This is a genomic window from Marivita sp., from assembly GCF_048006345.1.
Lineage (GTDB): Bacteria > Pseudomonadota > Alphaproteobacteria > Rhodobacterales > Rhodobacteraceae > Marivita.
On the sequence record NZ_CP180351.1, the window covers coordinates 1,423,352 to 1,444,083 of the forward strand.

At 59.1% G+C, this 20,732-nt stretch carries 13 protein-coding genes and 2 pseudogenes; 2 read left to right on the forward strand and 13 right to left on the reverse strand.

Translation table 11 applies throughout. The features are described from left to right. Positions 1 to 40 precede the first annotated feature (40 nt). The 11 genes and pseudogenes from ACMVPR_RS07055 to ACMVPR_RS07105 all read right to left on the reverse strand — a co-directional run bounded on the left by ACMVPR_RS07055 (position 41) and on the right by ACMVPR_RS07105 (position 14,834). A complete protein-coding gene (locus tag ACMVPR_RS07055; protein WP_416882266.1) occupies positions 41 to 3,469 on the reverse strand; it encodes a Hint domain-containing protein in 3,429 nt (1,142 codons plus the stop codon). 108 nt (positions 3,470 to 3,577) lie between these two features. Beyond that, positions 3,578 to 3,637 (reverse strand): annotated as a pseudogene (locus ACMVPR_RS07060) (hypothetical protein); the annotation flags it as partial. Positions 3,638 to 3,654: 17 nt separating this feature from the next. Then, positions 3,655 to 4,365, reverse strand: a pseudogene (locus ACMVPR_RS07065) (calcium-binding protein); the annotation flags it as partial. A 323-nt stretch (positions 4,366 to 4,688) separates the two neighbouring features. Further along, positions 4,689 to 5,657, reverse strand: a complete 969-nt coding sequence (locus ACMVPR_RS07070) for an SLAC1 anion channel family protein (protein WP_416882267.1) — start codon at positions 5,655 to 5,657, stop codon at positions 4,689 to 4,691. 29 nt (positions 5,658 to 5,686) lie between these two features. Then, positions 5,687 to 7,426, reverse strand: coding sequence for a SulP family inorganic anion transporter (locus ACMVPR_RS07075; RefSeq protein ID WP_416882268.1), 1,740 nt, complete (start codon positions 7,424 to 7,426; stop codon positions 5,687 to 5,689). Positions 7,427 to 7,513: 87 nt separating this feature from the next. After that, positions 7,514 to 9,193, reverse strand: a complete 1,680-nt coding sequence (locus ACMVPR_RS07080) for a TIGR01244 family sulfur transferase (RefSeq protein WP_416882269.1) — start codon at positions 9,191 to 9,193, stop codon at positions 7,514 to 7,516. A 75-nt stretch (positions 9,194 to 9,268) separates the two neighbouring features. Continuing rightward, a complete protein-coding gene (locus tag ACMVPR_RS07085) occupies positions 9,269 to 10,153 on the reverse strand; it encodes an MBL fold metallo-hydrolase (protein ID WP_416882270.1) in 885 nt (294 codons plus the stop codon). A gap of 120 nt (positions 10,154 to 10,273) precedes the next feature. Beyond that, positions 10,274 to 10,939 carry a Crp/Fnr family transcriptional regulator gene (locus ACMVPR_RS07090; protein WP_416882271.1) on the reverse strand — a complete coding sequence of 222 codons (666 nt, stop codon included), beginning with the start codon at positions 10,937 to 10,939 and terminating at the stop codon, positions 10,274 to 10,276. A gap of 83 nt (positions 10,940 to 11,022) precedes the next feature. Further along, positions 11,023 to 12,897, reverse strand: a complete 1,875-nt coding sequence (locus ACMVPR_RS07095; protein ID WP_416882272.1) for a DUF4214 domain-containing protein — start codon at positions 12,895 to 12,897, stop codon at positions 11,023 to 11,025. A gap of 156 nt (positions 12,898 to 13,053) precedes the next feature. Beyond that, on the reverse strand, positions 13,054 to 14,058 hold the full coding sequence (locus ACMVPR_RS07100) for a hypothetical protein (RefSeq protein ID WP_416882273.1): 1,005 nt from the start codon (positions 14,056 to 14,058) through the stop codon (positions 13,054 to 13,056). A 77-nt stretch (positions 14,059 to 14,135) separates the two neighbouring features. Further along, positions 14,136 to 14,834 carry an SIMPL domain-containing protein gene (locus ACMVPR_RS07105; protein WP_416882274.1) on the reverse strand — a complete coding sequence of 233 codons (699 nt, stop codon included), beginning with the start codon at positions 14,832 to 14,834 and terminating at the stop codon, positions 14,136 to 14,138. Between the two features lie 157 nt (positions 14,835 to 14,991). On the opposite strand from ACMVPR_RS07105, the gene ACMVPR_RS07110 reads away from it, so the two are divergent. Continuing rightward, a complete protein-coding gene (locus tag ACMVPR_RS07110) occupies positions 14,992 to 17,529 on the forward strand; it encodes a hypothetical protein (RefSeq protein ID WP_416882275.1) in 2,538 nt (845 codons plus the stop codon). 134 nt (positions 17,530 to 17,663) lie between these two features. Then, positions 17,664 to 19,544, forward strand: coding sequence for a monovalent cation:proton antiporter-2 (CPA2) family protein (locus ACMVPR_RS07115; protein ID WP_416882276.1), 1,881 nt, complete (start codon positions 17,664 to 17,666; stop codon positions 19,542 to 19,544). Between the two features lie 49 nt (positions 19,545 to 19,593). Here the strand turns inward: ACMVPR_RS07115 and ACMVPR_RS07120 are convergent, their stop codons facing one another. Together ACMVPR_RS07120 and fdxA are read right to left on the reverse strand one after the other, a co-directional pair. Next, entirely contained in the window at positions 19,594 to 20,112 is a 519-nt protein-coding gene (locus ACMVPR_RS07120) for a CarD family transcriptional regulator (RefSeq protein WP_292266848.1), read from the reverse strand. 274 nt (positions 20,113 to 20,386) lie between these two features. Next, on the reverse strand, positions 20,387 to 20,725 hold the full coding sequence (gene fdxA, locus ACMVPR_RS07125; protein ID WP_292266849.1) for a ferredoxin FdxA: 339 nt from the start codon (positions 20,723 to 20,725) through the stop codon (positions 20,387 to 20,389). Positions 20,726 to 20,732 lie beyond the last annotated feature (7 nt).

The following is a 20,732-nucleotide window of genomic DNA, read 5'->3' on the forward strand; positions in this document are numbered from 1 at the left end:
GCATTTTGGATGAAGCGGACAGTCGCGCGAATGCCGTGGATTACCACCGCGCCTGCGCAAGTGCCCCCAAATGGTCGGGCAAGTCACAGAACCGGGAGATTTGCCGGGCTTGCGCACCGTAGGTGTCTTTGGCACGCGCAGGCACAAGATCGGGAAAAAGCGCGGAGATTTCCTGCCGTGCATCGGCGGCCAGCGCACTGACGGCCTGAGGACCGGGATAAAAGCTCTCGGTGGCGGCACCGTTGGCAAAGATGATCTGATGCGCCTCGAACGCGAGGTGGAAATAGCTGACAGCCCGACAGCCCTGCATGACCCGCGCCTTGCCACCGCGCATCCGCGCGAGGTGTGTGGCGCGAACCAGCTGTTCGTCACCATCTTCGGTTCGGAACAGAACCGCATGCTGGGGCGACACGATCAAGGGCGCATGTGCACCGATCAGGTCCGGCGCAAGACGGATCGGGCGCAGTTTGGGCGCACGTGTGAGGTCGGCCATGCCAAGTTTACGGGACGCCACCCAGACCAATGGCTGCGGGCCGTTGTCACGGGTGATCACCATATCACCGGGTGACAGACGTTCGATCGGCACGTCCCCCTTTTCCGTAAGGATCATCGTGCCTCTGGCAAAACACACAACGCCGGTGTTGTCGGTGGCGAAAAAGCCGCTGTTCGCTGTGGCACCGGTGAACACGATCCCCTGCCCGGCCCCGAACTGCGTATTGTCCGAATAATCGGTTGTGTTGCCCTTGGTGTCGGTGGCGTTCGACTGGTTCAGAATGCCATCGTCGGCCTGGTCTGCCCAAACCTCGAAGATGCTGTCGTAATAGCTGGAGAGGTCGATGAAGTCGTTGTTGGTGGTGTCCCCGTCCAGAAGCGCACCGGTATTGCCCGTGTTGAAATCGCTGATCGTGTCGAGGCCATCACCCGAAGGGTAACGGAACCAGTCGTTCCCGTCGCCACCGGTCAGGCTGTCGTTTCCTAGGCCGCCTTCGAGGAAATCGTCACCTGCGCCGCCCAGCAGCGTGTCCGACCCCTCGTCGCCAAGGATAACATCGCCGCCATCGCCACCGACAAGGCTGTCATTGCCTTCTCCACCGGTAAGGTTGTCGTCACCCGACCCGCCGAGCAACGTGTCATCGCCGCCAAAACCCGCAAGAAAAACGCCACTTGAATCCAGCGTAGCGTCCATGCTGTCGGCCTGATCCGACCCGTTGACGCCTTCGATCTGGGCGAACGTTCCGCTGTCGCCGTCCGAGTCCGTATAAACCCCGGCTTCATCGCCGGTGAACGTGACAGTTGCCGCATCATTGGAGAGTTGGAAGGACAGCCGGTCATAATCCGTGCCCGACACATCCTCGCCGCCGATGACGGTCGCCGTGCCATATCCGACCTGGATGATGTCGGACCCGCTGTTTCCCTCGAGAGTGGCGTTCCAGAAGCTGTCGATCAGAATGTCGTCGCCGTTGCCACCGACCAGCGTATCGCCAGCACCCGTGTTGTTGCCAGCCACGAGGGTGTCGTTGCCATCACCGCCGAAAATCAGGTCATCGCCGGACCCACCATCAAGACTGTCATCGCCTTGAACACCGTCCAACGTGTCATTTCCATTACCGCCGAGGATGGTGTCATTGTCGCCACCGCCAGACAGGCTGTCATTGCCTCCGCCGCCTTCAATCCGGTCGCTGCCCGACCCCCCAAAGATCGTATCGTTACCGCTACCCGAGAAGATGCTGTCGTTTCCGCCCTGCCCGTCCAGAACGTTCGCGCCTGACGTATTCGACAGGTTGAAAACGTCATTCCCGTCATCCCCGTCAATGATGAGGCCAATCGTATCGAACCCGCCATTGACCGTGTCATTGCCGCCGCCAAGATCCAGCTCTTCGAGTCCCGTGAACGTGATCGTGCTGGTGCCATCGCTGATGGTTCCGGCTTCGGCCCCCGTGATGTTGACCGTAAGCGCGGCCGTGTCGGGCCCGATGTCGACCCGGTCAACATCACGGCCGCCTGCGGTTGTCGTTTCACCACCGGTGATGACCACATTACCAAGAGTGCGGATGTCGAAGAAGTCCGCGTCCGCCCCGCCGTCCAGCGTGTCAGCGCCGCCCTCAATCGCAAAGATCGTGTCAGCCCCGTCACCGCCAACGGCCAGATTGTTACCTCTGCCGACCTTGAGGTAGTCCTCTCCTGCGCCACCGAGGATGGTGTCATTGCCCGTCAGATCTTCGAGGTAATCGTTGCCGTCACCGCCATCGATCGTGTCGTTGCCCTGACCGCCAAGGATCGTGTCATCGCCGCCCCGGCCTTCGATCCACGCGCCGACGCCATCGGCAACTGGCTCGACGAAATCCGCACCTTCGGTGAGGATCAGGTGTTCGATCTGGCTGAATGTGATCGTGTTGGTGCCGTCGGTGATCGTGCCGGCCTCGTTGCCGGTATAATTGATCGTGACCGGCGTTGTGACGCTGGTCAGGTCAATGGTATCAAGATCGACCGCCCCTTCGCCGCCGATGATGGTGTCTTGTCCAAACGCATCCTGAACGATGAAAAGATCCGACCCGTCTGCGCCAGTCAGGCTGTCATTGCCTGTGCCGCCAAGGATTGTGTCGTCGCCATAGCCGCCATCGATGGTATCAGCACCGGCACCACCGGCGATACTGTCATCACCAAATTCGCCAAAGATGGTGTCGTTGCCCGCACCGCCATCAATTGTGTCGTTCAACCCGTCTGCACCGTAAACGACGGTTTGATTGCCCCCTTCGATGAGTTCCAGATAAAATCCATCCGGTGATCGAAGGACGAAGTTTTCACCCGTTGTTGCGGCCTGTGTGACGGTCTGACCGGCATTGATGCTCTGCCGGAATTCCAGAACGCTGCTCGAATTGAGATACCAAAGCTCGATCGGGCCTTCGGCCGTGTTCGTCACCGTCAGCGTGGTGGCCGTTCCTGCCGTTGACGGGTAATCCGCCAGGTTCAGCCACATATTTTCGCCGCGGATATTGTCGTCGCCGTCGCCACCGAGCAGGCTGTCCGACCCGCTGCCCCCTGCGATGCTGTCGTTGTCCGCACCGCCATCCACCGTGTCGGCACCGGCGTCACCAGTGAGCGTATCCGCCCCGGTCCCGCCTACAATGCTGTCATTCCCGGCTTGGCCCTTGAGGTAGTCAGCACCTGCGCCGCCATCAATCGTGTCAGCCCCGGCACCAGCATGGACAGAGTCGTTGCCAGCGTCCGTGTAAAGCCAGTCTGCACCAGAACCGCCGATGAGCGTATCATCGCCGTCAAGCGAAAAAACGGCGACACCAATGGAGGTGGCCGACGCATCGTAGGTGTCGGCATAAAGTGTGCCCGACGATTGTTCGATTGAGGTGAAGGTGCCGGTGGATGTCGTCGTGTTGAAATCGTAGGTGCCCGCGCCCTCCCCGGTCCAGGTAACGGTGACGCCGGACGTGCTGGTTGGTGTGGCGAAGACCAATTGGTCATAGCCTGATCCACCATCAATCGTATTGGTGTCGTGATCATCCGAAACCGCGATGACGTCATTTCCAGCATCGCCAAACACGGTATCGGAGCCGCCGCCGGATTGAAGGTGATCATCGCCGTCGCCCCCGAGAATGCTGTCATTCCCGCCTCCACCGATGATCGAGTTGCGCCATCGCCACCATAGAGAGTGTCGTTCTGGTTTCCTCCGTCGATCGTATCGTTTCCAAGGCCACCGTAAACGACGTCATTCCCTTCGTCGGGATTGATGAAATCGTTGCCATCCCCGGCAAGAACGAAGTCATCGCCGGTGGTGATGGAATCCCCGTCGCCATCGACAAAGCCGGATGTCAGCGTGATCGTGTCGTTGCCAGCCGTACCGTCGACCACGGTCTTGAAATCACCCGCGATCCGGTCGGCTTGCAAGTCGCCATTGTCGTTAAGAACGGAATTCAGACTGAGGGAGGTGATCGGCTTGGCCGTGAGCGCGGCCTGATCGGCATTCAGCGCCAGTTCGGGCGCAAGATAGGTATTTCCGTTAACGTCCTGAAAGACGACAGCCGAAATGGTTGCGGTTGTTCCATCGAAATAGGTGATGGTCGCATCGTATACGGACAGGGCATCAAAGTTTTGTGCCGTTCCGCCGTTGATCCGAAACGAGTTGTATTCAGCAATCAGCCCAAGAAAATCACGGTTGTCCGTGTCGTAGGTCGCGTTGTCATCGAAGCCCAGAAAATTGGCCGACAGCGTCTGCACATTCTCGCTCAGCGGGTTGGCTACTGTACCGTAGCTGCCCAGCAAACCGGCCGCATTCTCAGCAATCTCGTTACCCTGAACCGTATCGATCAGGGGCAATGTTCCTAAGAACAGGACGTCGAATGTGGATGCCATGTATCGTGACTCCGGTGCCGGGCTTACCGAACCAAACGGTTCCTAAGCGCCCAGTCTTAAGGAAATCTGAATTTTTATTTTCTGCTCCCCTCCTGTCTGTAAGCCGGATGCAGTGCGGTCAAATGTGCGTATGACGACCTCCACTATCCAAAGTGGCGGATCGACCTCTTTCGACACAAGCGCCGGTCACTCCACCATAGTTAAAAACGCTTCCGGGGGCGGGATTCTGCCTGCAGGCACAAGTACGCGCACAGAGCTCTGGCGCGTGACCTGCGGTTGATGTCGTACTCAGCAGTGTGCCTGACGTCGCTTGCCGCAGAGCGTTACTCCGGCTGGCAAATCTCGTCGCGACGCACCGCCAAGCCGGTTCGCCACACCAGCCCGGCGATGATGACGGTGAGCAAGAGCAGCAAAGTCCAGCCAATCGCGGTGAACACAGAAGCACCGGACAAAGCCCCGTACCTGAACGACGCAATCGTCATGGCCGCGATGGGGAAGGACAGAGCCCAGAAGGACAGCGCAAACGGAAGCCGCAAGAGCCCCCGCGCCTGAAGCAGCACGAGGGCTGTGAAGAAAAGCGCCAGATTGTAGAGGACCCGCGCCAACGGATCGAGCACCCCGCCATTCAGTTGCAACCACGCAAGAAAGGCCACCGCAGGCGGCGCGATCAGGATGGTCAAAGTCGGGCGGAGTTTTCCCGGCAAAGGTTCGTGGAATACCAGACGGTTGAATACGAGTGTCAACAGCACGATCCAGAACAGCAGGCCGATCGCGAAGAAGTACCAGCTCGCCTCCACAAACCCCAAGGGCACACCCGCAATCGGCGCAATCACATTGCCGACCGCCGGGATGAACCACGCAGGCGACATCTGACCCACACCAAAGCCGCGATGGCTGATCCAGCTTGTCACGATGGCCAGTGTCAGAACCGCCTGCCCCACAGCGCCGATCCCCCAGATGATCACCGCCAAGTCAGGCATTGTGCCGCGCAGGGCTATCGCCCCCAGAAGCAGCGAAATGCTGATCGCCGGAAAGAAGGCAAGCTTGATCGGGTGGTTCCACTCCGCCGCGACGGCTGCGGGATAGCGGACAGCCTTGATGATGTAGAAAACAGCCTGTGTCGCAAAGACCGCAACCGCAAAGGCTGCAATTCCATGCCCAACCGTAGCGAACCCCGCCGCCTCGACCGCCAGAGATGTTCCCATCAACCCCATCACCGCGCTGAAGAACGCCACCGGGAAATGCTCAAGCCGGTTGTGCGGCATCTGGGTCTCTGTCGATGTCTGGGTCATCACTCTGTCTCCTGACGGTGGTGGTCTGACTACTCTGCCGCTTTGTCCGTATCGGCAGGTGGCACAATCGCGCGCCACGCATCATATTGCGACAGGAACACCCGTCCGTTCAGTTCGTGCAGGAAATGCGTAGCTTTCAGGCGGTCCATCACCGGGCCTTTGACTTCGGACAGGTGCAGGCCGATGCCCAATTCGGTCAAACGCTGGTTGATCGCCTCAAGGCTTTCAAGCGCCGAGAAATCCACCTCGTTCACCGCCGAGAACATCAGGATCACGTTCTTGATCGCACAGCCTTCGGATACCCGCGCCTGCACAAGGTCTTCAAGAAAGCGCGCGTTCACGAAATAGAGGCTCTCATCCACACGCAGGCTCAGAACAGTCGGGTTGGTTTCCACATTGTGACGGTGGATGTTGCGGAAATGCTGGGTGCCGGGCACCAACCCGATCTCGGCAACGTGCGGCCGCGATGTTTTGTAGAGGTGCAACAGGATCGAGATACCGACACCTGATGCCACACCCACTTCAACACCCATGGTCAATGTCAGCAGGATCGTCGCCGCAACAGCCGTGAAATCGGCTTTGGAATAGTCCCATGTTTTTCTGAGAATCGAGAAATCGACAAGGCTCAGAACGGCCACAACGATGGTCGCGGCCAGTGTCGCATTGGGGAGGTAATAGACAAGCGGCGTCAGCGCGACTGCCGCGATGGCCAGACCGACTGCTGTGTAAGCGCCCGCAGCGGGTGTTTCCGCACCGGCGTCGTAGTTGACCACCGACCGCGCAAATCCGCCGGTGACGGGATAGCCGCCCGTGAACGCCGCCCCGATATTGGCGGCCCCCAGCCCGATCAATTCCTGATCCGGGTCGATCCGCTGCCGTTTTTTCGCAGCGAGTGTCTGCGCCACGGAGACTGACTCCACAAAACCGATGATCGAAATCAGGATGGCGGGCATCAGCAATTGACCGATCAGGTCCGGAGACAACCCCGGAAAGGTGAACGGCGGCAGCCCCTGCGGCACGTCACCCACGATCTTCACACCCTTGTCGCTCAACCCGAACAGCCAGACTGAGATTGTGGTCAGAGCAACAGCTGCCACCGGCCCGGCTTTTGTCAGCACATCCGCCAGTTTCGGCGAGGCACCAAGACGCCGCAACATCGGCTTCAACCCTTTGCGCACCCAGAACAGGAACGCCGTCGCAGAAACGCCGATGATCACGGTGATGAGGTTGGTCTGATCCAAATGCTCGAAGATCGACAGCAGCAGTTCGGGCAAGGTGTGTCCATGTGCAGACACGCCCAAGAGGTGCTTCAACTGGCTGAACGCGATCAGGATGCCCGACGCGGTGATGAACCCCGCGATCACCGGATGGCTGAGGAAGTTCGCCAGAAAGCCAAGCCGCAACACCCCCAAAAGCACGAGGAACGCGCCAGACAGAAAAGCCAGCGTCAAGGCAGCAACCGCATATCCCGCCGTTCCCACCTCGGCCACCTGCCCCACGGCTGAGGCTGTCAGCAAGGACACAACGGCCACCGGACCTACGGCCAAGGCGCGGCTGGTGCCGAAGATCGCGTAGAGGATGATCGGCGCAATGGAGGCGTAAATCCCGGCCTCAGGCGGCAAACCCGCGAGAAGCGCATATGCCAGGGATTGCGGGATCAGCATGATCGTCACGATCACCGCAGCGATCATGTCATTGGAAAACGCGTTCCGATCATAGGTCCGTCCCCAGTCGAGGATCGGGAGGTAGCCGCGGAGATGGTTGAGCATGGGTCTTCTCGAATTGGGTGCGGACAGAACCATTTGGCCCTGCCCGACAGAAATGTTGTGCGGCGCGAACAGGCCGCAGTATACGGTTTACTCGGCAGCGACCTTGATCTTCTCGGGCTTGGCCATCCATTCCTTGCCCTTGAGCATCGCCTTCCAATAGATCGGCGGCAGCAGCTTTTCCTTGAGGAACCACGCCGCCCGCGACGGTTTGGTTCCGTCGATCAGATAGCTTGGGAAGCTCGGCTTGAGCGCGCCTCCATACCCGAATTCGGCCAATACGATCTTGCCGCGCTCTACGGTGAGCGGGCACGACCCGTATCCGTCATATTGCGCCACGGCAGACCGTCCCCGGATATCTGCCACGATATTGTCGGCCACAGTGGGCGCCTGCTTGCGCGCCGCCGCTGCCGTTTTCGCATTGGGCGCATTCATCACATCCCCCAGCGACCAGATGTTATCATAGCGCGTGTGGCGCAAAGTGGCTTGATCGACATCAACCCATCCAGCCGCATCGGCCAAAGGCGACACGCGGATGAAATCAGGCGCGGTCTGCGGCGGGCAGACATGCATCATGTCGAACTCAACCTCCACCGTGGTCGGGTCTGTGTCCGGTGCATTAACCGCAAAGGTGGCCTTTTTCGCCGGGCCATCCACCGCGATCAGGTTGTGAAAGAAATTGAGCGAGGCATCGTATTTCTTGACGTAGTCCATCAGCGCCGGGACGTAGTCCTTGACCCCGAACAACACGCCACCCGCGTTCATGAACTGGATGTCGATGTTCTTGAGAGCGCCATTGCGGAACCAGGCATCGCCAGACAGGTACATCGCTTTCTGAGGTGCGCCCGCGCATTTGATCGGCATCGGCGGCTGGGTGAACAACGCGCGACCTTTCTTCAGGTTCTTCACCAGCTCCCACGTATAAGGCGCCAGATCGTAACGATAATTCGATGTAACGCCATTGCGCCCAAGAGTTTCCTCCAGACCTTCGACTTTGCCCCAGTCAAGCTTGAGGCCCGGACACACGACCAACCGGTCATATTTCACAACCCGGCACCCATCGAGGATCACCGCATCGTTTTCCGGCTCAAACGCGGCGACAGCCGATTTGATCCAATGCACACCTTGCGGGATCAGCGACCCCATCGTCTTGGCTGTATCCTGCGCGTCAAAAATACCGCCGCCGACCATCGTCCAGCCGGGCTGGTAATAGTGGATGTCCGCCGGGTCGATGATCGCCACTGACAGCCCCGGCTTGCGGGCCTTGAGACTGGCCGCAACCGATACGCCCCCGGCCCCGCCGCCGACGATAACCACATCAAACTTGGCGTCGCCGGTATCTGTCGGTGTCTTGCCGCCATTGGCAATCCGGCGCGCGACACCGTTCATGTCATAGCCTGCCGCCTTGGTCGCACCGAGGATGTCCGCCATCGGCAGTTTTTTGGCCTGGCTTAGCGACCACAGCGTGGCCGAGCGGGTGCCCGTGCGGCAATAGGCGAGCACAGGCCCCGGCATGTCGCGCAGCGCCGCGCCGAAGGCAACGGCGTCTTCATCTCGCACCAAGCCCGATTGCACCGGCAGATAGCGCATCTCAAGCCCTGCGGCTTTCGCAGCTGCCTCGATTTCCTCATAGGTCGGCTGGTCCGACCCTTCGCCATCCGGCCGATTGCAGATGATGGCGCGGAACCCGGTGTCTTTGAGGGCTGGAATATCGTCTGCGGTGATCTGCGGGCTCACGGTGAGCGCATCAGTGATCTTGTTCAATTGCATGGTGATGGACTCACTCGGCTGAAGTTTGAGAAACTGCACGACGGCACCAAGCCGCCGCGCAGTTGACGTGTCGGATCAAAGCGCGTTGACCGGCACTTTGAGCATCGGGCGGCCATCCTTGTCTTTCGGAACCGCACCCGCGCGCATGTTCACCTGCAGCGACGGGATGATCAGCTTGGGCATGTCCAGCGTTGCATCCCGTTCGGTGCGGAACTTGACGAAATCCTCTTTCGTCTTGCCGCCACCCACATGGATGTTGTGCGCCTTTTCCTCGCCCACCGAGGTTTCCCACTGAATGTCGCGGCCATTGGGGCCGTAGTCGTGGCACATGAAGAGCCGCATGTCGTCGGGCAGCGTCAGCACCTTCTGGATGCTGTCGTAAAGCGTGCCTGCGTCCCCGCCCGGGAAATCAGCACGGGCAGAGCCGCCATCCGGCATGAAGAGCGTATCGCCGACAAAGGCGGCGTTGCCCATTACATGCACCATGCAGGCCGGGGTGTGGCCCGGTGTGTAGATGGCAAAGGCGTCCATGTTGCCGATCTTGTAGGTGTCGCCATCTTCGAAAAGTTTGTCGAACTGGCTGCCATCGCGCTGGAACTCGGTGCCCTCGTTGAAGATTTTGCCGAAGGTGTCCTGAACGACCATGATCTTCGATCCGACACCGATCTTTCCGCCCAGCTTGGCTTGAATATACGGCGCCGCAGAGAGGTGGTCTGCGTGGACATGAGTCTCGATGATCCATTCCAGCTTGAGACCGCGCTCCTCAATCTCTGCAATCAGAGCATCGGCATGATCATAGGTGATCCGGCCAGCGGCGTAGTCGATATCCATGACGCTGTCGACAATCGCACAGGCGTCAGAGGTCGGGTCCTTCACGATATAGCTGATCGTATTGGTGGCTTCGTCGAAATGCGCAGACACCTCGGGTGTCACGGACATATTCACAGGATATTGAGTCACTTTGCGGTCCTCCAGAATCAGGTTTGACCCTGTGGTACGCCTTGGGACTGTGACCTTCAGTGATATTGTCACCTAACCTGACGTGATGGGAAAATTCGCAGGTTCGCCATTCAAATCGGGTCAGGCGCTTTCCGCCAGCTTTGCGATCTGGTCGCGATCCAGCAATGTGATCTTGCCCCGCGACTGCGCCACGAACCCGCGTTTCTGGAAGTCATGGAGAACCCGCGAAATCACCTCGCGTGCAGTGCCAAGCTCCGTGGCCAATTGCTGATGGGTGGTCGCAAGGTCGTCCCCGTCCGTAGCCAGCGCAAGCAAGCGCCCTGCGAGCCGCACGTCGATCCGCCCGAAGGCCACATCGTCGATCACTCGGAACAAGTCGGTGATCCGCCGCGCATAGGCAGTCAGCACGAAATCCCGAAACTCCTGTGACGACGCCATGAGCCGGTCAAACGCACCGCGCGGGATCGCCACCGCGGTCACGTCGGTCTCGGTCACGCCTTCAGCTGAATAGGGTTCATGCGCCAGCAGACACGCCGTGGTCAGAACGCAGCTTTCCCCGGCCTCAACACGGTACAGCACAATGTCCCGCCCGCTTTCCGAAGTCTGCTGCACCCGCACGCGGCCATCCAGCAAAAACAAAAGATTGTCCGGCACAGCTCCCGGTCCGAACACAGTCTTTCCCGCTGGCACTTTTATCACCGCGCTCTCAGCGACCAGTTGCGCCTTCACCGGCGCAGGCAAACTGCTCAGACCGTGGAACCGTTCGATCCAGACCGCATCCGCCATGCATTGCTCCTTGGGACAGGCGGCAGGCTACGCGACCAAAACGTCAAAACCCGCCCCTCGGGCAACCGTAGCCCGGACCGCCATCATGCAATCGCGTCGAAGGGATTGTCCAGTACCCCAACCACCGGCATCAGGAATGCACCCGTGTCCGGGTCAAGAGCTGCGGAGTAAAGCTGCTCGATCGTAGACACCGCTTCCGACAAGCTGCTCTCTGACCCATCGAACTGCGACATGACGGCGATGGCGTTGTCCACGTCCGACATACCACGATGCACGGCGTATAGAGCTCCGATATCCGTCTTGTCGGCGAGGAAGGCGCGATCCGCTTGCTGTTGGTCGATAAAGTCCTGCGACGCGCCGACCGGTGCATCGGCTTTGGCACCTTCGAGCACGGACAGAATGAACTGGTCTCGGCTGACTGCACCGGAATCCAGCACGCCTACCCAGAACTCGAACCCATCCTGGTCCGGCACACGGCCAAGAACATTTTCGTAGACAGCGGTTGCGAAATCTTCGTTCGACAAATCTTCCGCATATGTCGCACGGGTTTCCGGCTGGTCGATGAACAGCGACGCCATTTCCTGAAGGGTCGTACCATTGGCAAAAGCCGTTCCCCAGAAATTCAGCCCCAGCGCATCGGGTGCGCGGTTGAAATAGGCAATGTAAAGCTCAATGAAGCTTTCCAGATCCGCTCCGGACAGACTGGCCGGACCGCCAAACTGCTGCAGGTCCAAGGTCTGTCTGTCGTCTTCGCTGTAGAACTCCACGATCTCGATGTTGCGCAGCGTGTCGGTACCAACCCCATCTGCGCGACGGTCCTGAACCGTGATTGCATCAGCACCAAGTGTCAGCGTGTAGGATGTCTGGCTACCAGGATAATATGCCAGATCGAGACCGTCGTTACCGTCGATCACGTCGTTGCCCGCAAAGCCTTCCAACTCGTCATTGCCGCCGCCGCCACGCAGGTCGTTGTCCAGCGGAGTACCATTGATCCAATCGTCAAACGCCGAACCTGTCGCGTTTTCGATATCGCCCATCAGCCAGATCATTTCAGTCGGAGCACTATCGACCAAGGTGCCGTCAAACTGGCTCGATGGCATCGCGAAGCCCGACAAGGTCTCGAGCAATGGGGTCGCGGCAAAGTCGGGAAGGAAAATCGTCCAACCCTCGGACTGTCCCGACGCATCCACACGGTCGACCCCGCTCGCGTCCCAAATCGTGTAGTAATAATCCTCGCTGGTTAGAGCGTGGGTCGTGTCACCGGCAAAGGTCGAGGTATTGACGCCGTACATGAACTGAAGGCCCAGAACGTCGAGCACCATCGGCGTGGCCGGATCCCAACGCTCAAGTTCGGCAGCATACTGATCCGAGTATGACAAGATCGAGAACCAATCGAGGTCGCGCACGACGTTCTGGTCCAATTCGTCCAAGGTCGGGCGACCGGGACTTGAATCGAAGGGATGCTTCAGTCCCATCGCATGACCGATTTCGTGGATCACCGTGTAGAACCCATCGGATCCGGGCTGAAAACTCGATGAAGCGATAAACTCGTTCGAGAAGTTCATGAAAACGTCGCCGCCTTCGGTCGCATATTGCTCGAAATTCGTAAACGGCTCGGGACCCGGGTAATAGGCATAGGCCAGCGTGCCGTCGTTTACGAAGCTATTGTCTAGAGTATATACGATGTCCGCTCCGGCCTGCCCCGCAGTGATCGGGCTGGTGAAATCCCCGAGGTAGACGAACTCAACATCGATGAACTGTTCGAACGTGGCCAATGCGGCCGAAAAGGTCTGAATGGCGCCGCTGCGGTCATCCCAGACGTGGTTCGGGTTCAAGCCGTCTGCCAAAGCCCACGTTATCGTGGTCGTTTCTGACAAATCCCAGACATAACCGTCGACCAAGACGTCGATGATCGGGTCTGTTGTCGGGTCAATAATGAAAGATGAAAGAAATGGCATCTTTATCTCCGCAAAATGCATCACGCGTTACGCTGACCCAGGACGACCGGAAGTGTCCCTTAGGCAAAGCGATTATATTCAAGTCTCACGTTACGGTTTGACTGACGTATGTAAATACGTTTCAGGAAAGCGTTTTTTGTAGGGCGCGGTACCAAATCACACCATCCAGAACCCATTTTTCTTGATTTTCTGGCGGATCGGCTGTTCCCGGCTTGGCAAGTGGTCTCGATCGAACAAAGCACGCACCTTTTGACCCCGGTTCTGGTAGATCATCCGCTTGAACGGTTCATAATCCTTGAGCAGCCGTTTGACCTGGTTCGGAGCCGATATTTCTTCCAGAAGATCGACAACGGCGTCGCTCTCGCGGGCATAAAGCAGCGGCATGTTCCGGTAATGGACCGTCACCTCTCCGTCGAGATATCCCGAGGGCAGCGCGTCGCGTCCGCCGCCCAGACTGTGTATCACCAGCGGCAGCGCGATCTGGTCCAGCCACGGTGTCAGTTGCTGGCAGGCAAGTTCTGGTGGCGTATCTTTCCAGATCGACAGCGCCATATCCAGAAACCGCTGCCCAAAGACATGCGGACAGGAATAGTAGAAATACCCGGCGTTGAAATAGAGGTAGCGTCGCCAGTATTCATCCGGCTGAGTCAGGTCGAGAGAGCTTTCGAAATCCAGTCCGAACCGATCGTAGAGCGACTTCCAGATCTCGGAATACCCTGGACCATACAGTTCGAGTTGCGGCCAAGTCCCTTCGACCCGCAGCGATGCAGAGGGTTTGGAAAAGTCGAACGGAACATCCCCCAAATCTCCCGTGACAAGCGTGTCCGTGTCAAAGAACAGGAAGGGCTCGCCTTTCGGCAAGGCGAACAAGGCTTCGATCTTGTTGCCATAGGGATAGTCACTACCGAAATGCTTGCTGTCGAAGGGCAGGATCTTTGCGCCCTGCGACTGCAGCATCTCACGCAATGGTTCGGGTCGGATGCCGGGGTCGGTCGTCCATTTGGGACCTGGGCGCGGCTCCGCGACAAAGAGTTTGAAGCGCGAGTCTTTTGTGTTCCGCCGGAGCGATAAGGCGAACAGCAGCGCTTCATAGGCAAGACGGCCCATTTGACCGACGATGACGATATTGACAGTTTCGGGGTGTGCCGGACGGCGGGCCATGACGATCCTTCGAAGGTACTGCTCTTACTTTTTAAAATCACTATAGGCACGCGCCAACGGCACGCATAGCCCGCAGATCACTCCATCTCGATCTGGTAGACAAGTGTCACACTCGCTCGGAGTTCGGTTTCCCCCTGCGCAAAAGGAACGCTTTCATCCGCCATCCGCGCCATCCCCATCATTTCGGGCCTTGGCGTTTGCGAACCACCTTCATTGAGACTGATCAAGGGACCAAGTGCGACCCCTGCCGCAGTTGCAAACAACTCCGCCCGGGCGCGCGCATCCGCGACTGCCTTGACCCGCGCCTCGTTCAACAGCGGTTCGGGATCGGCGACCATGAACTGCAATCCGCCAAGCTGGTTGGCACCATCCGAAAGAACCGCATCCAGGATTGTTCCCAAGGCATCCAGATCACGCACACGGACAGTCACCCGGTTCGACGCCTGATAGCCTTCGATCGACGGCCTGTTGTCCGACGATTGGCGGTTCGACCAAAGCGGGGACAGCGACAAGTCAGATGTCTGGATGTCGCGCTCGGCAACACCGGCTTCGGTCAACCGATCAAGAATCGCCGCCGTCACCTCGGACGTCTGATCCATCGCGGATTTGGCTGTATCTGCCTCGGCAGAAGCCCCCATCGTGATCACCGCCATATCCGGGATGGCAAACGCGCTGCCCTCTCCGGTGACAGTGATCCGACCGGATGTGTCAGCACAGACCGGCGAGATTCCGATCAACACGACAACCGCGGCAAAGAAACCTGTGACTTTGGACATGATGACCTCTATTTTCCAGCAAGTGACACGACAAGCATCCTTCCTTCCCGGAGCGCCGACAAGCAGAGAATTTTCCCCGCGCGAAAGATCGCCTTATCAGCTTTAACAGGCGCTTAAGTGACTCCCATCCCACCCAAAGGACTGCTAAAATAAACGTATGAAGCCAGACTTTGCCCTGACACTTTCATTCGAAGGCATCTCGCTGTTGCGCCGCGTCCCCAATGGGTGGGCGCTGGTCGGTGATGTCGCTCTGGACGCAGCCGATCTGCGCAGCGCCTTGGCGGAACTTCGCTCTGAAGCAGATGCCTTGTCGCCGAATGGTGGGCAGGTCAAGCTCGTCATCCCGAACGAGCAGATCAAATATCTGACCATCGAAGACACCGGTCAGACGGGCGAAACGCTGCAACAGGACATCCTTGCAGTGCTCGACGGCGCGACGCCCTACGCCGTCGACGAACTCAGTTTCGACTGGTCGCATGATGCCGACAAAGTGCATATTGCAGCCGTGGCGAATGAAACGCTGGATGAAGCAGAGGCGTTTGCCAAAAGCCATCATTTCGATCCGGTGTGCTTTGTTGCCATGGCACCATCTGGCGAATTCGCGGGAGAAGTGTTCTTCGGCCCTGCAGCAAGCTGGACCGGAGAGGCACCGCACAAAGACCCGGCTCAGATGGTGGTGGTCGCCGCTCCGGCAGAGGTGCCACCCCCGGCTGTCATCGAGCCTCCGGCACCGGAACCAACACCTGACGTCGCGGCTGAAGCAATACCGGAAGACGACCGTCCCGAACCTGAATTCGAACCTGAGCAACAGCCGTTTATCGAAACCGCGTCCGAGGATGCCGACGAAGCGCTGGCCCCCGGCATTGCCGACGGCGACATCCCCGAAGAACCTGTTGCCGTGCCGCCGGAGCCTCCGGTTGTAGCACCGCCGGTTCTGCCAGAAACCGCATCAGCGACGCCTTCCTTCGCCTCTATCCGCGCGTCCCGCACAGCGCCTGCACCTGCAGTTACGCCGCCTGCGCCTCGGGTCGAGGCTCCGGTCGAGGATGTCGCGGCGGCACCTCGGTTTAAACTGGGCGGCGCACGTAAATCCACACGCGACAGCGATGTGACAGCCCCCATACTGCAGGTCGAAACTGCTGAAGAACCGGTCGAACGCAGCGGGTTCGGTTTTTTCAGCCGCCGCAAGACAAAACCTGCAGAAAGCGGCGCTGCAGTGGGTAAGCCCGAGCCCGCTCTGACTGCGGGGGCGTCTGCACCTATACCCCCTGTAACGGCACCACGGCACGATCCGGAACCGGCGCGCGAAGCGGTGGCGCGGATTGCCGCGATGCGTGCGGCACGTACGACCGCCCCGTCCGTCGACGCCCCGGTTCAGGACGAGCGCGCCCGCATGACCGTATTCGGCGCACGCGCAGAGCCGCAGATTGGCGGAAAGCCAAGGTTCCTTGGCCTCATGCTGACCAGTGCGCTTCTGATCTTTCTTTTGGCGGTTGCAGCGTGGGCAAGCGTCTTCCTTGACGAGGGGATTTCGCGTTTCTTCGACCGCGACTCTGACACGCCTTCGATTGCCCGGCTCCCGGATGTCGAACTTTTGCCGCTTGATGGGTCGATCACCGCGCCACAGGAAGATGAACCGGTCGTTCAGATCGCAGCCCTTGATACGATTGACATGCCGCCAGAAGCGGCCGATGGCCTGTCCGACGTATTGCCGCCCCCGGCTGCCCTCACACCTGAGGAAGCCGACGCCCGTTATGCCGCGACCGGGATTTGGCAGCGTTCACCCGAAGCGCCGTCGACACCGACGCTGACCACCCTCGACGACCTCTACGTCGCGTCGATCGACCGTCGGGTGCAGCAATTCGATGCGGTCGCCCTGCCCGGTTCTGAACTGTTGCGGAATGACAAGACCTACCTGTCGCAGCCAAACCCTGCAGCGCCCGGAACTCTGTTCACGCTCGATGATCGCGGATTGGTCGTCGCCACACCCGAAGGGGCCGTGAACCCGGACGGGGTTCGCATCTTTGCGGGTCTGCCGCCCGTGGTGCCCCCCACACGCCCCGTGACAACCGTGGCAAACCCGGCCCCAAGCGCCGACACGGAGAACCTGTCAGTCGCACCCGAATTGGAACGCTTCCGTCCACGTTTGCGCCCCAGCGGCCTGATCGAAGGCAACGAACGGGCGCAGCTGGGCGGACGCACTCTGGCCGAACTGGCCGCGCTGCGTCCCAATGCGCGCCCCGAAACGCTCAAGGCTGAAGAAGAACTCTCCCAACCCGAGGCCACACAATTCGCGGTGGCCCAGTCAATTGCACCCGTCACGCGCCCCCGCAATTTTTCACAAATCGTGGAACGGTCACGCGCCACCCAGCAGACCGCTACACCCGAGGCGGCCGAAGTGACACAGGTGGCAGCCGTTGCACCACGCACGGTGCAGCCCAGCATTCCGTCAACAGCCAATGTGGCGCGTCAGGCCACGGTGACAAACGCCATCAATCTGCGGCGGATCAACCTCATCGGCGTTTATGGCAAACCCTCGAACCGTCGTGCGCTCGTACGCCTGTCGAACGGGCGCTACCAAAAGGTCAAGGTTGGCGACACACTTGACGGTGGCCGCGTCGCCGCCATCGGTGACAGCGAATTGCGCTACTCCAAGAATGGACGGAACGTTGTCCTGGATATGCCGGACGGGTAAGCCTTCGGGCGCGCGCCGACAATTTGGGCGCAGTATCGAAAGTTGCTGCAAAAACTGGCAGTTTCTTCGACCTTCAGTTGCCAATTCAATGCAAAAAACGGCATGCTTGCGGCAGCTTGAAAGGCGAAATCAGAATGGGTGAGTTTCTTTTCCTCGCATCGGTCTTCCTGCTTGCCGCAGTGATCGCCGTACCGATTGCCGCGCGTCTGGGGCTGGGATCAGTGCTTGGATACCTGCTGGCAGGGGTCGCCATCGGACCGGGGCTTGGCCTTGTGGCGGACACAACCGACCTGCAGCATTTTGCTGAATTCGGTGTAGTGATGATGCTGTTCCTGATCGGTCTGGAACTGGAGCCCCGCGCCCTTTGGGACATGCGACACCGGCTGATTGGGCTGGGCGGCTTGCAGGTGATCGTCACCATGCTCGCGGTTATGACGGCTGCGCTTTATCTTGGCTTTGTCTGGCAGACGGCCCTGGCCATCGGAATGATATTTTCCCTGTCCTCCACAGCCATCGTTCTGCAGACCCTGAGCGAGAAAGGCCTGATGCAGACCAGTGGCGGACGTTCGACCTTTTCCGTGCTTCTGACACAGGACATTGCGGTGATCCCAATGCTGATCATCCTGCCGTTGCTGGCGGTGCCTGTCGGTCCATCGCTGAACCCGGATGGGTCGATCTCGCGTGGGACGCTGACGACAGCCGACGAAGCACATGGCCACACCATGTCCCTGATCGAAGGCCTGCCCGGCTGGGGGGTCACGCTTGTCACGCTCGGTGCCGTCGCACTGATCATCATCGGCGGTGTCTATGGCGCCCGCCCCCTGTTCCGCTTCATCCACGCAGCCCACTTGCGCGAGATGTATACTGCATTGGCGCTGCTGATTGTCATCGGCATCGCCTTCCTGATGACGGCCGTCGGCCTTTCACCGGCACTCGGCACCTTCCTCGCAGGTGTGGTCCTGGCCAACAGCGAGTTCCGCCATGAACTCGAATCCGACATCGAACCCTTCAAGGGGCTCTTGCTTGGCCTGTTCTTCATCACCGTCGGTGCCGGCATCGACTTCGGCCTCTTCTTTTCAGAACCCATCAGCATTCTGGGGCTCGCCCTTGGGATCATGTTGCTGAAGGGGATCATCCTGTACGGACTGGGCCGCGCCTTCAAATTGCGGGGACGCGATCAGTGGCTGTTCACCCTTGGCTTGGCACAGGCCGGAGAATTCGGCTTCGTCCTGATCTCCTTTTCCCTGCAGCAATCCATCCTGCCCGGGTACATCGCTGATCGCTTGTTGCTCATCGTCGCGCTGTCGATGCTGATCACACCCTTGGCCTTCATTCTTTATGAGCACCTTTCGAAGCGGATAAAAGACACGGATGGATCCGTCGAACATGACGAGATCGACCAGCAAGGAACCGTGATCATCGCGGGCATTGGACGGTTTGGTCAGATCGTGAACCGTCTGGTGCAGTCGGTCGGGGCCAAGACGGTCGTGATCGACAACAACCTCCAGACCATTCAGCTGATGCGGCAGTTCGGGTATCAGGGCTTTTTCGGTGACCCTCTGCGCCCCGATCTCTTGCACGCGGCCGGGATCGACAAGGCGCGGGTTCTGATGGTGGCACTGGACGACCCGAAGGCAGCAGAACAGCTTGTCACCTACGCACGACGCCTGCGCCCGGACATTCACATCGTGGCGCGGTCCCGCGACCGGACGCATACCTACCGGCTTTACCAAGCAGGCGCGAATGACATCGTGCGAGAGTTGTTCGACAGCTCATTGCGCGCCGGACGATACGTTCTCGAGAATATCGGCCTGTCCGAATACGAAGCGTCCGAAGCTGAAAAGCTGTTCTACCATCACGACCGCTACACGGTGCGGGAGCTGGCCGAGTTGTGGGATCCCAATATCCCATCGTCCGAGAACAAAGCCTATATTGCCCGCGCAAAGGAATTGGAAAAAGAGCTGGAGGCGTCCTTGCTCAGCGCTCTCGAGAACGCCAACGACAATGCCGCATAAAAAAAGCGGCCCCGCGAGGGACCGCTTTCGAAACCGGTTGCCCGAAAAATCAGGCGGCAGCTGGCGCGCGTGACGTCAGAACATCACCAACCTGCTTGGCAGCGGCCAGCTCGTCCCCACCCGAGGTTGCTGCAACTTCGCGGGTCAGACGCTCGAGTGCGGCTTCGTAAAGCTGACGCTCGGAATAGCTCTGTTCCCGCTGGTCGTCGGCACGGTGCAGGTCACGAACCACCTCGGCAATCGCGATCAGATCACCAGAATTGATCTTCTGTTCATATTCCTGTGCCCGGCGCGACCACATAGCCCGTTTGACCTTGGCTTTGCCTTTCAGAGTCTTCATCGCCTGGCTCACCACGTCGGGCGAACTCAGCGACCGCATTCCGATTTCCGAAGCCTTGTGCGTGGGCACGCGCAGGGTCATCTTGTCTTTCTCGAACGAGATCACGAACAATTCGAGCGTGATGCCAGCGATCTCCTGCTCTTCGATGGACACGATCTGGCCTACGCCATGTGCCGGGTAGACAACGTAATCATTCGGACGGAATTCGGATTTTTTCGATTTGGTCATTCAGAACCTTCCTTGGCGTGCGCCCGTGTAACACAGACAAAAAAACCGAACGGAAGCAGCACTTCCGGTCGTTTCATTCAGAGTTTTCGACAAGCTTATGTCAGCTTATTTGCCATACGCCAGAACTGGCGTGTGTCCCACAGATGTCATTTGTGTGAAGACTATAACACAAAAAAGCGGCCCGCGGTAGTGGGACGTCAGATGCCGTAAATGCAATGCATTACATACGGTTATGAGGCTCTATTAAAGGTCTGCTCGCCCGATTGGCGAATCATCACCCGCCTTCGCCAGGCGCTTCTGAAAAGTACTTCTCGAGCTTGCCGCTTTCGCCATCACGCTCTTCCGCGTCAGGCAGCGGATCTTTCTTGGTGATGATGACCGGCCAAAGCTCTGCGTATTTGCGATTGAACTCGACCCATTTGTCCATGTCCGGTTCCGTATCGGGACGTATGGCGTCCGCCGGGCATTCCGGTTCACACACGCCGCAATCGATGCACTCGTCCGGGTGAATCACCAGCATGTTCTCACCTTCGTAGAAACAGTCCACGGGACAGACTTCCACGCAGTCGGTGTATTTGCAGGCAATGCAGGCATCGTTGACAATATAGGTCATGCACGTC

What these genes read in the sequence shown, in the direction of transcription:
- ACMVPR_RS07105 (WP_416882274.1), bottom strand. Translation starts at nt 14,834, where the DNA reads ATGTCCAAAGTCACAGGTTTCTTTGCCGCGGTTGTCGTGTTGATCGGA.
- ACMVPR_RS07095 (WP_416882272.1), bottom strand. Translation starts at nt 12,897, where the DNA reads ATGCCATTTCTTTCATCTTTCATTATTGACCCGACAACAGACCCGATC.
- ACMVPR_RS07070 (WP_416882267.1), bottom strand. Translation starts at nt 5,657, where the DNA reads ATGACCCAGACATCGACAGAGACCCAGATGCCGCACAACCGGCTTGAG.
- ACMVPR_RS07120 (WP_292266848.1), bottom strand. Translation starts at nt 20,112, where the DNA reads ATGACCAAATCGAAAAAATCCGAATTCCGTCCGAATGATTACGTTGTC.
- fdxA (WP_292266849.1), bottom strand. Translation starts at nt 20,725, where the DNA reads ATGACCTATATTGTCAACGATGCCTGCATTGCCTGCAAATACACCGAC.
- ACMVPR_RS07080 (WP_416882269.1), bottom strand. Translation starts at nt 9,193, where the DNA reads ATGCAATTGAACAAGATCACTGATGCGCTCACCGTGAGCCCGCAGATC.
- ACMVPR_RS07115 (WP_416882276.1), top strand. Translation starts at nt 17,664, where the DNA reads ATGGGTGAGTTTCTTTTCCTCGCATCGGTCTTCCTGCTTGCCGCAGTG.
- ACMVPR_RS07075 (WP_416882268.1), bottom strand. Translation starts at nt 7,426, where the DNA reads ATGCTCAACCATCTCCGCGGCTACCTCCCGATCCTCGACTGGGGACGG.
- ACMVPR_RS07100 (WP_416882273.1), bottom strand. Translation starts at nt 14,058, where the DNA reads ATGGCCCGCCGTCCGGCACACCCCGAAACTGTCAATATCGTCATCGTC.
- ACMVPR_RS07090 (WP_416882271.1), bottom strand. Translation starts at nt 10,939, where the DNA reads ATGGCGGATGCGGTCTGGATCGAACGGTTCCACGGTCTGAGCAGTTTG.
- ACMVPR_RS07110 (WP_416882275.1), top strand. Translation starts at nt 14,992, where the DNA reads ATGAAGCCAGACTTTGCCCTGACACTTTCATTCGAAGGCATCTCGCTG.